At 55.4% G+C, this 14,454-nt stretch carries 14 protein-coding genes and 1 pseudogene; 9 read left to right on the top strand and 6 right to left on the bottom strand.

What is annotated here, in order from left to right:
* Window positions 1-325 precede the first annotated feature (325 nt).
* Both ACL7TT_RS09710 and ACL7TT_RS09705 read left to right on the top strand, forming a co-directional pair.
* Window positions 326-667 carry a hypothetical protein gene (locus ACL7TT_RS09710; RefSeq protein ID WP_413395020.1) on the top strand — a complete coding sequence of 114 codons (342 nt, stop codon included), beginning with the start codon at window positions 326-328 and terminating at the stop codon, window positions 665-667.
* 95 nt (window positions 668-762) lie between these two features.
* A complete protein-coding gene (locus tag ACL7TT_RS09705; protein ID WP_413395019.1) occupies window positions 763-1,032 on the top strand; it encodes a hypothetical protein in 270 nt (89 codons plus the stop codon).
* 37 nt (window positions 1,033-1,069) lie between these two features.
* On the opposite strand, the gene ACL7TT_RS09700 is transcribed toward ACL7TT_RS09705, so the two are convergent.
* A complete protein-coding gene (locus ACL7TT_RS09700) occupies window positions 1,070-1,414 on the bottom strand; it encodes a hypothetical protein (RefSeq protein ID WP_413395018.1) in 345 nt (114 codons plus the stop codon).
* 765 nt (window positions 1,415-2,179) lie between these two features.
* On the opposite strand from ACL7TT_RS09700, the gene ACL7TT_RS09695 reads away from it, so the two are divergent.
* The 3 genes and pseudogenes from ACL7TT_RS09695 to ACL7TT_RS09685 form a co-directional block, all read left to right on the top strand.
* A complete protein-coding gene (locus ACL7TT_RS09695) occupies window positions 2,180-2,866 on the top strand; it encodes a hypothetical protein (protein WP_413395017.1) in 687 nt (228 codons plus the stop codon).
* 50 nt (window positions 2,867-2,916) lie between these two features.
* The gene (locus ACL7TT_RS09690) at window positions 2,917-3,486 is read left to right on the top strand and encodes a hypothetical protein (RefSeq protein ID WP_413395016.1); all 570 of its coding nucleotides are present in this window, start codon (window positions 2,917-2,919) and stop codon (window positions 3,484-3,486) included.
* Between the two features lie 277 nt (window positions 3,487-3,763).
* A pseudogene (locus ACL7TT_RS09685) lies at window positions 3,764-4,000 on the top strand (DUF4360 domain-containing protein); the annotation flags it as partial.
* Window positions 4,001-4,267: 267 nt separating this feature from the next.
* On the opposite strand, the gene ACL7TT_RS09680 reads toward ACL7TT_RS09685, so the two are convergent.
* From ACL7TT_RS09680 to ACL7TT_RS09665, 4 genes are read right to left on the bottom strand one after another with little or no spacing between them, the layout of a single operon-like run.
* Entirely contained in the window at window positions 4,268-5,317 is a 1,050-nt protein-coding gene (locus tag ACL7TT_RS09680) for an ABC transporter ATP-binding protein (RefSeq protein WP_413395015.1), read from the bottom strand.
* Between the two features lie 26 nt (window positions 5,318-5,343).
* Window positions 5,344-6,615, bottom strand: coding sequence for an adenosylmethionine--8-amino-7-oxononanoate transaminase (gene bioA, locus ACL7TT_RS09675; protein ID WP_413395013.1), 1,272 nt, complete (start codon window positions 6,613-6,615; stop codon window positions 5,344-5,346).
* Window positions 6,616-6,666: 51 nt separating this feature from the next.
* Window positions 6,667-9,117: an ABC transporter permease gene (locus ACL7TT_RS09670; RefSeq protein WP_413395012.1), complete on the bottom strand. Its 2,451-nt coding sequence runs from the start codon at window positions 9,115-9,117 to the stop codon at window positions 6,667-6,669.
* The gene (locus tag ACL7TT_RS09665; protein WP_413395010.1) at window positions 9,117-9,839 is read right to left on the bottom strand and encodes an ABC transporter ATP-binding protein; all 723 of its coding nucleotides are present in this window, start codon (window positions 9,837-9,839) and stop codon (window positions 9,117-9,119) included. Before ACL7TT_RS09665 ends, ACL7TT_RS09670 begins: the two co-directional genes overlap by 1 nt.
* Before the next feature lie 44 nt (window positions 9,840-9,883).
* Between ACL7TT_RS09665 and ACL7TT_RS09660 the strand changes: the two genes are divergently transcribed.
* Window positions 9,884-10,552, top strand: a complete 669-nt coding sequence (locus ACL7TT_RS09660) for an arylesterase (protein WP_299947276.1) — start codon at window positions 9,884-9,886, stop codon at window positions 10,550-10,552.
* Window positions 10,553-10,668: 116 nt separating this feature from the next.
* Entirely contained in the window at window positions 10,669-11,589 is a 921-nt protein-coding gene (gene ttcA / locus ACL7TT_RS09655; protein WP_413395008.1) for a tRNA 2-thiocytidine(32) synthetase TtcA, read from the top strand.
* Here ttcA and ACL7TT_RS09650 read toward each other — a convergent pair.
* Window positions 11,471-12,079, bottom strand: a complete 609-nt coding sequence (locus ACL7TT_RS09650; protein WP_413395006.1) for a hypothetical protein — start codon at window positions 12,077-12,079, stop codon at window positions 11,471-11,473. The two genes, ttcA and ACL7TT_RS09650, sit on opposite strands and share 119 nt — an antisense overlap.
* Before the next feature lie 205 nt (window positions 12,080-12,284).
* Between ACL7TT_RS09650 and putP the strand changes: the two genes are divergently transcribed.
* Both putP and ACL7TT_RS09640 read left to right on the top strand, forming a co-directional pair.
* On the top strand, window positions 12,285-13,751 hold the full coding sequence (gene putP, locus ACL7TT_RS09645) for a sodium/proline symporter PutP (RefSeq protein WP_299947285.1): 1,467 nt from the start codon (window positions 12,285-12,287) through the stop codon (window positions 13,749-13,751).
* 153 nt (window positions 13,752-13,904) lie between these two features.
* Window positions 13,905-14,417, top strand: a complete 513-nt coding sequence (locus ACL7TT_RS09640) for a macro domain-containing protein (protein ID WP_299947287.1) — start codon at window positions 13,905-13,907, stop codon at window positions 14,415-14,417.
* Window positions 14,418-14,454: the final 37 nt, after the last annotated feature.

The following is a 14,454-nucleotide window of genomic DNA, read 5'->3' as shown; positions in this document are numbered from 1 at the left end:
AGGGAAAGTGGAGAAAACTCCGGGGCTTTGACTGCCTGGCCAAGGTCATCACCGGAGTGAAGTTCAAAGATGGAGAGGAGGTGTCAACAGCCGACCAGAGCGCTGCTTAATCTGGCTTTTTGAACACCAAAATTGACAATAACTCGAAATATATAGAGGCAGATTAATTTTTGGTGCTTAAATCATTTAAGTTTTTGGACTTCATTTTCAATGATATCCAAATCCATACTAAAAAGTTTCTTTTGAAGTTGAAGGCATAAAGTTTTCTGAGATGTTTGAGCGTTTTTTATCCAGCTTTAGCGCTGCTTAATCAAGTGAAGTGAAAATGAAATTTATATATTGCTTTTTTTTACTGATAATAACCTTTGATGCCCATTCTGAGAACATACTGCGTGGAAAGATTAACTTGTTTGGAGTTGTGGAGTCTCATAAATTTGCGACTGTTAACCTCAAGGATTCTGGAGTAGATTTTGAGGCTCTCGGACATCCTTGCGGTAGAGGGTCTTCAATGTCAATAAATTTAGAGACTGAGCTGGGGCGGGCAATGTATTCATTTATGTTAGCTGCTTACATGTCTGATAAGCGGATTAGAATTGATTATAATGGCGATGCATGCGGTCTTTATGGGCATCAGCCTTTGATAACTCGCGTGTATTTTGGGGCTTAGCGTTACTTTTTAGAGTCGAAGAGCTAGATTTTTAGTATAAGCGACACGCGCCTGCCCGCTAAAAATCCCAGTGGACTTCAGCAATTTAACATTTTTTGCGCCTGGGTGTTATCGCGAAACACCGCCATGAGCGTCTGAAAGAAGTGAATAAACTGGCGGCCAGTCTGAGGAGACGAGAAAGCGCAGAGTTCGTTACCGAACACCGCAACAAGCTGGCCCAACGCAGTCCACTGAATCAGGCCGGCCGTCGTTTGAGCACATTGCGTAAGCAGCGCGAGCGTATTATGGTTGAGGATATTCCGCGCAAGGTAAAGCTGCTAAGACTGGATGTGATTCAAAAGAAAATCAATCTAGTCCTAACATGAGTGTACAGTGTAAACTCAGGGGTTCTCTATAAAACACTCACGGGTCAACAATGTATCCATAGTTCCAGCTTTCTATTTGGCTGTACGTTTCACACAAACCGCGGCCAACAGCATATACTTTTTTGCCTGAAGCTTGAGCCGTTAGAGCCATAGAATAAATCGCTCTACCTGGGTCTTTATTGGTGTCGAAAGACATTGCATTTTTATAGTCGACGCCAGCGCATGTTGGAGGCTCATGAATTATATCGCGTTTAAATCTGATAAAACCTTTTCCATTGTGATCAATACGAACGTAGTCAATATCGAATGAGTCTGCAATACCTACGGCAAGAGTTTGCGAGTGAAAAAAAGCAACAAAGACAAGAAAGATGATTTTCTTCATAATATAAACTTTTGTTTATTTTTAAAATTAAAAACGGCCAAATTCAAACTGCGTCAGTTTGAAAGCAATAGCGATCCCATAAGGAGTGCTACTTTGTATCGATTATACATGTCCAGTATAGTCAATCTCTTATGAGGGGGGTTCTCCGTTAGAGGGTCAAACTATTTAAGCTTCGTATTATTCAAGGTAAACTCTGCTAGCGGAATCACAGTTGCTGGCCTCTAAAAAATCAACTCTTACAGTACTTTTAGATAGTTTTGCTGTCATTAATATTGACAAGGCTTTGTCAGTGTCAATAGTCCCTTCTCGAAAGCGAGCCTCTGTACATCCACATTGATTCTCTGAAGAAGAGATATTGGCATAGATATTACCAGTGCTTGAGTCAACACCAACGAGCCTATCGAGTTCATTTCCTGTTTGGGTGCAATTTGCAAGTACCTCTATAGGCGTAAATGAAAGACAGAGAAGAGAAATAATTGTATACAAATATCTACGTAAAAACATACCATTACACCTAAAAATTAGCCAGATAGAAAATGAACTTTTGTATGATTAACATTATATAAATTAAAAGATCAGGTATTCTACATGAGTTGAATTCAAAATCAACAGCATATCTCCAGAAGTGATTCAATCCGGCTGAAAACTGTAGTTCTTGAGCTGTTATTCTCAGGAACGGGCGGGGAAAAATATCTGTTTTATTTCTATCAATTCGGGACTTTGTTGTTTGATTAGGCGATGTTTTGATGTGAGCACTTTCCTACCATGTGCGCTGTATTTATTAGTAAACAGGCAGATGGTAGTTTTAAAGCTGAAAGAGTCGAAACAGACTATATCGGATCTGCCTATGATTCAGCGGTTGTAGATGCCTTCGGGAATGGTCTTTCGGAGTTTGTGTTTACGGTTGGGTGCCCGGAAGCAGCGCGGTATTGTCGGTTTTCCAATCGACTCCCGGATTTACCTGATGGCACCTACTTGACGAGGAATCGGGGGTCTGCCACAGGGAGCGAGCTCTACAATGCCGGAGATATGCTCAAGTCATCGGAAAATGCACTTGGTGTCATCGATGAGTGGTTTTATCGTCCTCTGTCATCGGACGATGACCGGTATCATTCCCAGAGCCGTCCATTTTATGAGCGCGGTTCCTATGGAGAAACTGAGGTCGTTCCAGTGCCAAGTGGTCGAGGCTTTTTTGAAGAAGATTCGCCCAGTGTTGTTTTGGTGAATATGAGGCAGGCAAATAACCTCTGGGTACATGGAACATCCGGTGGTGTTTCCCAAAAGGTAAATATGCCTCTGGGAGAAGTGATGATCCACGAGGTTATTCATACTGTCGAAGTAGGTGAGGGAACGGTGAATATGTATCGATCTTCCTCAAAAATGTACGGAACGAATAAGCAGTGGGAAATTGATGCGGTTAGATCAATGAACAAAATTAGAAGAACCTGGTAAAGGGATTATTACCCTATGGCAATTTCCCCCAAATAATACTGGTGTTGATTATGCGTAACAGAAGTAATGCTAGCTGGATTGCATTTTTGCTTTTGTTATTTTGCCTTAGCGCCTGTGAGGGAAGTTACGCAGGTTCTGAAATAAATAGCGTGTTTGATGAGTGCAAGCAGCAATGGAAGAACTTGCCTTCTAATGATCTCCAGCAGGCATTTAAAGATTTGCTTGGTGAATATAGGGATGCTGATGCCTATATTCTTGTCCGGCTAGGTATGGCTGACTATGGATATTTTGACGGGCTCTTTGTCGCTGTAAAAGGCGATCAGGCCTTTGTCGCCAAATTTAAAGATGGGAAGCTTATTGAAAGACGGTTTAAGGTTGACGTTGATCTAGAGTTGAACTTTTTAAAGCTCAAAAATGGAATTGTTAGCGAGTCCTATACCAAGTCAACGAAAAGTGGCTTGCATGCGACCTGCAAGTTTATCGATGCAAAAGTTGATGATGTCGGGTTGTCGTTCGAGACGACATACAGCCCGGCTTGGATGGACGACTACATGATAAAAGACTTGAATGTCGAGCTTTCTCAGTTTGATGAAGCCTTGCACTACTTTTTAAAGATCTAAAATAAAAAAGGACACCCATATATTAGAAAAAGGGACGGATCTATTTTTAACATTCCCTTAAACGAAGCCCCGGCAGGGCAACCTGCCGGGGCTTCGTCTTTAAGACACCTATTCAGCAGTCAACACCAAACACCCCGCCATCACCCTGACCTTGATCGCTTACTTACAATCACCGACGGCCACACAAAGCAAATGGCGGTAAACCACCGCTGATGGTGGCTTAACCTCTACTTTTGGTTGCGGGTAAAAATGGGGGGGATTACCAGGCTGTCCGGCGGGGACAGTCACCGCAACCGATGACAATGAGAATATTGTTCTTTTATTCAGCAACTATAGGGCCATTACAAATGAGGCAAACCTGGTCGCATTGTCAGACTGTAATATTGCATTGCCACTCAGTGTGGAGCTCGGATTTTCAGTAGGGACTGTAGATATAGACTGGCGGGGTACGATTGTTTCTGCGCAGGGCTCTTTTATCAACTTTCATAGAGAATACTGTTTTTCTGGGAGCTAGGGCCCCAACTATAATTCCAACTTGAATAGTGCAGGGTTTCAAAATTTCTTCTTGAATGATGATCCGGTGTTTGCCTACTATTCTGACTGCAATGGTGAACCATTAATTGTCCGCGCCGACACGGTAGCCACGGTGGTTGGCGCTGACAGCCTTTTTTCATTACGCTCTGCCGATGTGGAGGCACGATTCATTTTGCCTGAGGAAGTTATTACCTGTGAGTGAGCATCCACTTGTCAGGTATCCTGCCTGCAAATTTTTGCATAGCGATCAGCCCTGGCTGTGGGCGGTAAAAATCAGGGGCTGGGACAGGCGCAGTGGAACCGTACTGTCTGCTGAGAAATGATGGGCAGCCTTTAGGGATGTGCTGAAACTGTTTCCACCGGGCAGGCGAAACCGGTACATGGCCTGGTCCCCGAGGAAGCTTTTCTCAACAATATGGGCGAGGACGGCATCCGGGTGATCGCCTGGTATGATATTTTCGCTGCGCACAAAAACCTGTATTTGTTCTCCAGCGGTAAAACCCTCTTGCGGTAGTTTAAGCCTGCCCAGCTGGGTTTCTGCGAGCCCTGTGTGGATAACCCTGCCCTCGAACAGGGTGCCATCGCTGACGATGCGCGCCACGGTAGTATTGGCCGGATGGCGGTAAAGCTGCTCGGGTGTATCCCACTGCTGCAGTTGTCCACCGCTTAATACCCCGAGGGTATCGCCGGCAATAAATGCTTCACTGCGGTCGTGGGTCACGATCATTGCCGGCGTACCCTGTGCGCGCAAAATATGCCGCACTTCCGCGGCGAGGCTGCGGCGCAGTTCGGTATCCAGGTTGGAGAAGGGCTCATCCATCAGCAACAGGCGCGGCCGCGGTGCCAGTGCGCGGGCCAGGGCAACGCGCTGTTGCTGCCCACCGGAAAGCTGGTGGGGAAACTGTTTGGCATATCCTTGCAGGTGCACCAGCTGCAGCAATTCCGCCACGCGCGCCCGGCGCTCCTGCCCGCCGAGAGACTGGATGCCGAAAGCCACATTGTCGGCAAGATTTAAATGCGGAAACAGCGCGTAATCCTGAAATACCATGCCGATATTGCGTTTCTCCGGGGGCGTAATGGCGCCTGCAGAGGAGATTGTTTTTCCCGCCAGGGTAATAGATCCGCTGACAAGCGGCTGGAAGCCGGCAATTGCCTGTAGAAGCGTGGTTTTGCCACATCCACTCGGCCCTAATAAACAGGCGATCTGCCCTGGTTGCAGGGATAGGGAAACGGATTCGATCACGACCCGGTCACCATAGCGGCATTCCAGGTCGTTTGCGGAGAGTATGGGTTGCACAGGGTTTCTCGGGCATATTTTTTCTATCAGGCCATTTCGCCGAGCACTGCCACCATCGACGCAGTCAGCTGGGTAAGATCGGCTTCGGCAATAGTATACGGCGGCATGGTATAGACCAGCTTGCCAAAGGGGCGTAGCCAGACACCGCGCTCGATCAACGCCTCCTGTACCCTGGCCATATTCACCGGCTCGCGCATTTCCACCACACCGATGGCACCGAGCGCGCGCACGTCCGCGACGCCCTCTGCCTTTTCGAGCGGTGCCAGCTGCGCTTTGAGTTGGGTCTCGATGCTTTCAACCTTTTGCTGCCAGGGGCTGCTGAGCAATAGGTCGATACTGGCATTGGCCACGGCGCAGGCCAGGGGGTTGCCCATAAAGGTGGGGCCGTGCATAAAAACCCCGGCTTCACCGTGACAGATACCTTCGGCAATACGGTCGCTACACAGGGCGGCGGCCAGGGTCAGGGTGCCACCGGTGAGGGCCTTGCCCAGGGTGAGAATATCCGGGCTGATAGCGGCATGATCGCAGGCGAACAGTTGACCGCTGCGACCGAAGCCGGTGGCGATTTCATCGGCGATGAGCAGCAGATCGTATGCATCGCAGAGTGCTTTTACCCGGCGCAGGTAGTCCGCCGAGTAAAAACGCATACCGCCGGTACCCTGCACAATGGGCTCCAGGATCACCGCGGCCAGTATATTGTGGTTCTGTACAACCAGTTTCTCCAACTCGCCGATGTCTTCATCGGAGCAGGGCTGGCCGAATGGGGTCCGGGGGGCGGGGGCGAACAGGTGCTGGCTCAGTTGTCCGGCAAACAGATGGTGCATGCCGGTGACAGGATCACAGGTTGCCATGGCCCCAAAGGTATCGCCGTGATAGCCGTTGCGCAGGGCCAGCAGTTTGTTCTTGTTCGGCTTGCCTTGGGCGTGCCAAAACTGCAGCGCCATCTTGATCGCCACTTCCACAGAGACCGAGCCGGAATCGGCGAGAAATACCCGGTTGAGTCCCGGTGGGGTGATTTCCACCAGTTTCTTGCACAGTGCAATGGCGGGTTGGTGGGTGAGGCCGCCAAACATCACATGGGACATTTGCTCCATCTGCGCGCGCAAGGCATGATTCAGCTCGGGCACATTGTAGCCATGCAGGGCACTCCACCAGGACGACATGCCATCGATCAGGTCGCGGCCATCCTCCAGGAAGATTCGAACCCCTTCAGCGCGCACCACCGGGTACACCGGTGGTGGGTTGAGCAGAGAGGCGTAGGGGTGCCAGATATGGTTGCGGTCGAATTCCAGATCCATAAACAGCTCTATCTCTTTAGTACGGCCAGCAGCCGGGCCACTCTAACGCGGTCAGGCCAGTTCCCGCAGCACTTTCAGCGGTGGCTGGCGCACCGAACTGTAACAGGCCAGGGTGCCGGCGGTGCCCACCAATACGGCGCCAGCCAGCGGACCCAGCAACCACAGAGTGGGATGTAGCACCAGGGGCAGCTCGAAAACCCTGTGCGACAGCACCAACAGGGTTGCCTCGGCGCCGATGGCGGCGAGCAGGCCGGCGGCACAGCCGAGCAGGCCGAACTCCAGCACCAGGCTTTTCACCAGCAGGCGCCTGCGCCCACCCAGTGTGCGGATAATTGCCGCCTCCTGCAAACGCTCGGCGATACTGGCGCGCACTCCGGCAACCAGTACCAGCACCCCAGCGACCAGCATCAACGCCATCACCGATTCGATGGCGAAAGACACCTGGCCGATGGTGTCGCGGATCCGCAGGATAATCTTGTCCAGCTCTATCACGCTGACACTGGGGTAGCTGCGCACCAGGTCGTTGACCAGCAGCTTGTCTTGTGGGGGCAGGTAAAAGCTGGTGATATAGGTGGCGGGGAAACCCTCCAGTGTGCCCGGCGCGAACAGCATATAGAAGTTCGGGCGCATACTGTTCCAATCCAGAGAGCGGAAGCTGGCCACCGGGGCCTCCACCTCCAATCCGCCGATGGAAAAGCGCAGGCGGTCGCCGAGGGCCAGATTGAGCTGCGCGGCCAGCTCCACTTCTACCGAGACACCCTTTCGGGTCTTGTCCCACCACTCGCCTTCGAGGATTCGGTTGTCCGGCGCCAGGTTTTCGGTCCAGCTCAGGTTGAGTTCCCGCCGCACACCGTTGGGGCGGTCCTTGAGGTCCCTTGTGGGGGTGTCGTTGATGGCGGTCAGGCGGCCGCGCACCATCGGGTAAAATTCGCTGCTGCTGACGCCCGCCTTTTCCAGCATCTGCTGCAGCCCCCCTACATCGGTGGGGGTGATATTCAGCAGGAAGTGATTTGGTGCCTTCTCTGGCAGTTGCATGCGCCATTCGTCGATCAGCGCGGTGCGGGCAAAGATCAGGGCCAGCATCGCCAGCAGGCCGGTGCCAAAGGCGGCGATCAGCAGGGTGTTGAAGGCGGCGCGGCGCTGCAGGCTGCCCAGGGCGATGCGCCAGGCACCACCGAGGGCGGCGAGCTTGCCATGCACCAGCAACTGGTTCACCAGGGCGCTGCCGCCTACCAGCAGCCCCATGCCGGCGAGCAGTGCCAGGGTCATGGCCAGGCTGCCCGACAGCCACCAGATCAACAGCAGCATGGCACTTGGGCCGAGGATCAGTCCCAGCCACTCCCGCTGATCGGGGTTGCTCCAATCCTTGCGCAGTGTCTGCATGGGATCGGTGCGCGCCAGGCGGAACAGGGGCGGCAGGGCAAAACCGAGGGCGCAGGCGAAACCGGTGGCCAGCCCCACCAGCAGCGGACTCCAGTGACTGGGCGGCGGCAGCACCGGGAAGAAGCCGGCCATCAGGTTGACCACCTGGGCCTGGATAACGCTGCCCAGGGCCAGGCCTATGGCAGTGGCGATCAGAGTGAGGGCGGCCAGCTGTCCCAGGTAGATGGTGAGGACTTTGTTGCGTCCGGCACCGAGACTTTTCATAACCGCCACATAGGCAGCGTGGCGCAAACCGTAGCGGCGTGCGGCCAGGCCCACGGCAACACTGGCCAGCAGTACGGCGAGGCTGGCTGCGAGAAACAGGAAGCGCTCGGCACGGTTCAGGGCCGAGGCCACGCGCGGCTGACCCTCGCGCAGATCCAGAACCCGTTGGTGCTCGCTCAGTTGTGGTTTCAGCCAGTCAAAATACTGCTCCAGCACCCGGTCGTCACCGGCAAACAGGTAGCGATAGCGCACCCGGCTGCCGGGCTGGATAACACCGGAGGCCGGCAGGTCATTGACATGCACCAGCAGCCGCGCACCCATATCAAACAGGCTGGTGCCCCGGTCCGGTTCCCGCTCCAACAGCCCCGTCACTTTGAGCTGCGTGTCCCCCAGGTCGATGGCGTTCCCCAGGGTGATCCCCAACAGGGGCAACAGGCGGGGCTCTACCCATGTCTCCCCCGGAGGCGGGCCCTGTTGGGCAGTCTCACTCGGGGCGTCCTGGGCCCTGCGCATCTCCAGGTGGCCCACCAGGGGATAGCCCCCGTCCGCGGCCTTTACCGAGACAAACTGGAACTGGTCGTTGGCAGAAATCATCGAGGCAAACTGGATGGTCTGCCCCTGCGCCAGTCCCCGCGCTTTCGCCTCACCGAGCCAGGCCGGGTCGACCGGCTGGCTGCTGCGCAGAACCCGCTCCGCGGCCAGGAAGCTGAGGGACTGCTGTTCCATAGCGCGGGTCAGGCGGTCGGTGAAGTGGGCGATGGCGGTTACAGAGGTCACCGCCAGTACCAGGGCACTGGCGATCAGGGCCAGCTCGCCACCGCGCCAGTCCCTGAAGAGGAGTCGCAGTGGCAGCATCAGGCGGATTCCTCCGGCAAATTGCTTTCATCAGATACCGATGCGCTCTGCTCTGCACACCCGGCGGCCATATACAGGTGCCCGACACAGCGCTCGGCCAGTCGTCGTTCATGGGTGATCAGTACCAGTGTGGTACTGGATTCGGCGTTGAGCTTGAACAGCAGATCGATGATCCTGGCACCATTGCCCGCGTCAAGGCTGCCGGTGGGCTCATCGGCAAACAGAATGGCATCGTCGGCGATGAAGCTGGCGAAAGCGCGCGCGATGGCAACGCGCTGCTGCTCACCGCCCGAAAGCTGGCGGGGGTAGTGGCGCAGCCGGTGCTCAAGGCCGACTCGTGCCAGAAATTCCTGCGCGCGCTTGGCAGCGCCGCGTTCCCCGCGCAATTCACTGGGCAGCATGACATTTTCCAGAGCCGTGAGGCCGGGAAGCAGCTGGAAAGTCTGAAACACAAAGCCCACACAGCGGGCGCGCAGGGCCGCGCGCCGCTCCTCGTCCATCGCGGTGATCTCTTCACCCGCCAGCCAGATTCTGCCTTCACTGGGCTTGTCCAGCCCCGCCAGCAGACCGAGCAGGGTGGATTTGCCGGAGCCCGAGGCACCCGTCACCGCGAGGCTTTCCCCGCGCGCCAGCTGCAGGGAGATATTGTTTAATAGGGTCAGTGGCCCTTCGCTGGTGGGAACTCTGTGATACAGGTTTTCAGCCGTGAGAATGGCGGACATACTGTGTTGCCTTTGCGGATTGACACGTTTTTGGAGAGTATGACATGACGACAGCCTTTTTTTTGCGGTTGCTGGCTCAATTCGGCTTGATATTGCTGCTGTCTGTCCCTGCGGGGATTACCCGCGCGAACAGTTCGGAGACCCTGCTGGTATTGGGTGACAGTATCAGTGCGGCCTATGGTATCGATGAGGCGCGGGGCTGGGTGCAGCTGCTGCAGGAGCGCCTGCAGGAGCGCGGCAGGCCCGTCAGGGTGGTCAATGCCAGCATCAGCGGCGAGACCACCTCCGGTGGTTTGACCCGCCTGCCGCGCCTGATGCAGGCGCACAGCCCGCGCTGGCTGATTGTGGAATTGGGTGGCAACGACGGCCTGCGGGGCTACCCACCGCAGACCCTGCAGCGCAATCTGCAGGCCATGGTGAAACTGGCGAAGGACGCCGGCACCGAGGTATTGTTATTGGGGATGCGGATCCCCCCCAACTACGGCCGCGCCTATACCAATGCATTTGCCGCCGTCTACCCCAGAGTGGCAAAAGCCGAGCAGGTGGCGTTGGTACCCTTCTTTCTGGAGACTGTGGCCCTGCGGGAGGGTGCCATGCAGTCCGATGGTATCCACCCTACCGCCAAGGCCCAGCCGGCACTGTTGGAACACGTTTGGCCCTGTGTCGAATCCCTGCTGGCAGAGAGCGGCAAAGACGGGTCGTGTACTCCGTGATCGAAATGCGTACAATCGCGCCCCCGGATACTGAAAGCGCACAGGGACCCTGTTGACGCGATACGGGGATCGCAGCCCGGTCATCGGTAGTGAATTAGTCAGGCCAGAGAGACACCATGTCCGCATTGGATAACCGCCGCGAGCGGCTCGAATTCAACAAGCTTCAGAAACGCCTGCGCCGCCAGGTGGGTCGCGCCATCGCCGACTTCAATATGATCGAAGCGGGCGACAAAATTATGGTCTGCCTGTCCGGCGGTAAGGATTCCTATGCCATGCTGGATATCCTGCTGAACCTGCAGAAAACCGCACCGGTGGCGTTTGAGCTGGTGGCGGTGAATATGGACCAGAAGCAGCCGGGCTTTCCGGAGCATATCCTGCCGGAGTACTTGCGCTCTCTGGGGGTGCCGCACCATATCGTGGAGAAAGACACCTATTCGGTGGTGCAGGAATTGGTGCCCGAGGGCAAGACCACCTGCAGCCTCTGCTCCCGCTTGCGCCGCGGTACCCTGTACGGTTTCGCCGAAAAAATTGGCGCCACCAAGGTGGCACTGGGCCATCATAAGGACGATATCGTCGAGACACTCTTCCTGAACCTGTTTTACGGCGGCAGGCTCAAGGCAATGCCCCCCAAACTGCGTGCTGACGACGGGCGCAATATCGTGATCCGCCCCTTGGCCTACTGCCGGGAAGCGGATATTGCCCGGTTTGCCGGATACCGGGCTTTCCCGATTATCCCTTGCAACCTGTGCGGCAGCCAGGAGAACCTGCAGCGGCAGGCGATCAAGCAGATGGTGCGGGAATGGGATGGGAAATATCCCGGGCGCTGCGAAAACATCTTTGCGGCGTTGACAAGGGTATCCCCATCACAACTGGCGGACAGGGAGCTCTACGACTTTAAAAGCCTGGTGCTGGACCGTTCTACGCTGTCGGCTGCCGGGCGCCGCGACCATTCAAACCACCGCTGCCGGGTGAATTCCTGGGTGCCGGAGGATGCGCGGGAAGTTGTGCCCCAGCATATCGAGGCGCTGAATCTGTAGGGTCGGCACCGCTCACCAGTTGTGCGTAGCTGCATTCGAAATCCTGGGTTGTGGCACTGGGACCGTGATGGAAGTGCTGGTGCCAGAGCTGCGCCATCAGGGTGACATTGGCGGCGTCCGCCTCCTTGATTTTATGCACATCGGCAGAGCGATAGATCAGCCAGGCGATCGCCGTGGCGTAGCGGAGGTTGGTGGTAAGTTCGCTATGTGGGTGATCGAGGAAGTCCCGCTGGCTGGCGAGACCGCGTACCTTGGAGGCCAGTGGAGGATAATCAATCAGGTAGTGATCCCAGATCTCCCGGTGCGTATGCGGTTGGATTTGATAGATGCCCAATCCATGGCGCCGTCCCTGCTTGAGATGAAAACCCAGTTGTGACTCCTGCGCGGCCGTTCCCAGCAGGAGATTTTCCATGCCCAGGTTCCAGGCTCTCAGGTGTTGCAGGGTCGGACGGATGACCTGGAGGCGCAACTCGTCCAGACAGATGCCCATAGTGTTGTCTTTTTTCTGTAGGTGTCCTCAATATTTAGTTTATGGATTGAGTTGGCGCCACCTAATGGGTAGATTTACGCGAAATAAACATAACGATTCCTGAAGTGGTGCCAACTCCGTAGTGCAATGTGCCGAAAAGCCAGCGGGGCGTCAGAGAGTTTGCCTTTTCTGGCCACCACTCCACTTTGAGCAAAAGGAACTCCCTATGCCCGCACAGTGGCTCATTGCCCTAACCTTTGTTGCCTACCTGGCCCTGATCCTGGTGATCGGTGCCTACGCTTATCTGCGCACCAAAAATGCCAGCGATTATTTCCTTGGCGGCCGCTCTTTGCCACCGGCGGTGGCGGCCCTGTCTGCCGGGGCTTCCGATATGAGCGGCTGGCTCCTGCTGGGGCTGCCCGGTGCCGCCTATGCCGCCGGCCTTTCCGCCGGCTGGATTGCGATTGGCCTCTTTTCCGGCATTGTGCTCAGCTGGGTCAGTATGGGGCGCCGGCTGCGTGTGTATACCTATGCGCTGGACGATGCACTGACGGTGCCGGCCTATCTCCATCGCCGTTTCAGGATGGGGCACCCCTATCTGCGCACGGTATGCGCCGCTTTCATTCTGCTGTTTTTCCTTTTCTATGTGGCCTCGGGTCTGATTGCCGGCGGCAAATTATTTGAGGCGGTCTTCGGTTGGGATTACCGCTGGGCAGTCATTACCGGTGCCGTGGCGGTGATTTCCTACACGCTGTTTGGCGGCTTTCTGGCGGTGTCCTGGACCGATGTCTTCCAGGGGCTTTTGATGAGTGTCGCGCTGATCGCTGTGCCACTGGTGGTGATCTCTGATCATGGGGGTTTTGCAGACAGTTGGAGCAGATTGCAGGCAAGCGTGCCGGAATTGACACACTGGATGACGGACAGTACGGGTCAGGCTCTGGGCCTGGTGGCGATTTTAAGTTCCCTGGCCTGGGGGCTTGGCTATTTCGGCCAGCCCCATATTCTGGCGCGCTTTATGGCTGTGCGCAGTCCGCAGGATGTGCCCGCAGCGGCAACCGTGGCAGCAATCTGGTCCCTGATCGGATTCCTGGGCGCCATGGCTGTGGGCCTCATTGCCCACCTGCAGATTCAACAGGGCCTGCCCGACGGTGAAAAAGTGTTCATGGAACTGGTACAGGTTTTGTTCCACCCGATCGTTGCCGGAATACTGTTGGCAGCGATTCTCTCTGCCATTATGAGTACTGCCGATTCCCAGTTACTGGTTTCCTCCGCGGCTTTGGCAGAAGATATTTATCATGTCTGGCTCGGTCGCAAAACCAGCCCGGAGGCGATGGTCAAAGTCGGGCGCTGGGCGGTTGTGGCGCTGTCGCTGGTGGCGGTGTGGATCGCTATGGACAAGGATTCCAACGTGCTGGATGTGGTGGGTTATGCCTGGGCCGGGCTGGGCGCCGCCTTTGGCCCGACCCTGTTGATCAGTCTCTACTGGCCCCGTATGACCGGCAGTGGCGCGATTGCCGGAGTGATTGTGGGTGGCGTGACGGTCGTTGTCTGGGAACAGTTGTCCGGCGGACTATTTGAAGTCTATGAACTGCTGCCGGGTTTTATTTTTTCTACAACTGCTATCTTGATAGTTAGCGCGCTGACAAAATGCCCGCAAGCCGTGTCCTCACAGTACAAGAGACTGCTCGGGTGACCCGGTGGGTGAATGCTTGCCAACTCCGCCCTGAATGGGTCGCAAGCCAGCCAGTTGTGCTGAAGGGCGTGCCTGTACCAAGGGCGCGGCTGTTGTGAAGAGAAAAGGATTTCCATCCGCAGCGTTTATGCAATTAGCGGTTGGAGATACTGAGTGATCGAAGTTTACCTCGGCGATATCACCCGGCTCAATGTCGATGTCATCGTCAATGCCGCCAATACCCGCCTGCTCGGCGGGGGCGGTGTGGATGGAGCCATTCACCGCGCAGCTGGTCCCAGGCTGCTTAGGGTCTGTCGCGACCTCGGGGGCTGCCCGGTCGGCGAGGTCCGTGCCACCAGTGCTTTTTCCATTCCCGTAAAACGTATTTACCATACCGTCGGGCCGGTTTGGCGCGGCGGGCGCCTCGGTGAATCGGAGTTGCTGGCCAGTTGTTACAGCCACTGCCTGACCCTGGCGCGACGGGAAAACATGCGCTCCATTGCCTTCCCTGCAATCAGCTGCGGTATCTATGATTATCCTCCCAGGCTCGCCGTGAAGATTGCTGTTCAGCAGATAAAGCGTCATCTCGGGGGTGAGTGTGAGCCGCGGAGCATTGTTTTTTGCTGTTTTGACCAGGAGATAGCCGATCTCTATCACGCCCAGTTGGATGCGCACGTGCGGCGATAAACAGTGTGTTTCAGGTCGTTTCTGGTATTTTGGCCAT

Source organism: Microbulbifer jejuensis, from assembly GCF_047289955.1.
Classification (GTDB): Bacteria; Pseudomonadota; Gammaproteobacteria; order Pseudomonadales; family Cellvibrionaceae; genus Microbulbifer.
The sequence above is the reverse complement of the archived record's forward strand: the minus strand, read 5'-3'. Positions and strand labels throughout refer to the sequence as shown.

Excerpts from the sequence above, each read along its gene's own strand:
- ttcA (WP_413395008.1), top strand. The coding sequence starts at position 10,669 with ATGTCCGCATTGGATAACCGCCGCGAGCGGCTCGAATTCAACAAGCTT.
- ACL7TT_RS09700 (WP_413395018.1), bottom strand. The coding sequence starts at position 1,414 with ATGAAGAAAATCATCTTTCTTGTCTTTGTTGCTTTTTTTCACTCGCAA.
- ACL7TT_RS09710 (WP_413395020.1), top strand. The coding sequence starts at position 326 with ATGAAATTTATATATTGCTTTTTTTTACTGATAATAACCTTTGATGCC.
- ACL7TT_RS09650 (WP_413395006.1), bottom strand. The coding sequence starts at position 12,079 with ATGGGCATCTGTCTGGACGAGTTGCGCCTCCAGGTCATCCGTCCGACC.
- ACL7TT_RS09690 (WP_413395016.1), top strand. The coding sequence starts at position 2,917 with ATGCGTAACAGAAGTAATGCTAGCTGGATTGCATTTTTGCTTTTGTTA.
- bioA (WP_413395013.1), bottom strand. The coding sequence starts at position 6,615 with ATGGATCTGGAATTCGACCGCAACCATATCTGGCACCCCTACGCCTCT.
- putP (WP_299947285.1), top strand. The coding sequence starts at position 12,285 with ATGCCCGCACAGTGGCTCATTGCCCTAACCTTTGTTGCCTACCTGGCC.
- ACL7TT_RS09695 (WP_413395017.1), top strand. The coding sequence starts at position 2,180 with ATGTGCGCTGTATTTATTAGTAAACAGGCAGATGGTAGTTTTAAAGCT.
- ACL7TT_RS09660 (WP_299947276.1), top strand. The coding sequence starts at position 9,884 with ATGACGACAGCCTTTTTTTTGCGGTTGCTGGCTCAATTCGGCTTGATA.
- ACL7TT_RS09665 (WP_413395010.1), bottom strand. The coding sequence starts at position 9,839 with ATGTCCGCCATTCTCACGGCTGAAAACCTGTATCACAGAGTTCCCACC.
- ACL7TT_RS09670 (WP_413395012.1), bottom strand. The coding sequence starts at position 9,117 with ATGCTGCCACTGCGACTCCTCTTCAGGGACTGGCGCGGTGGCGAGCTG.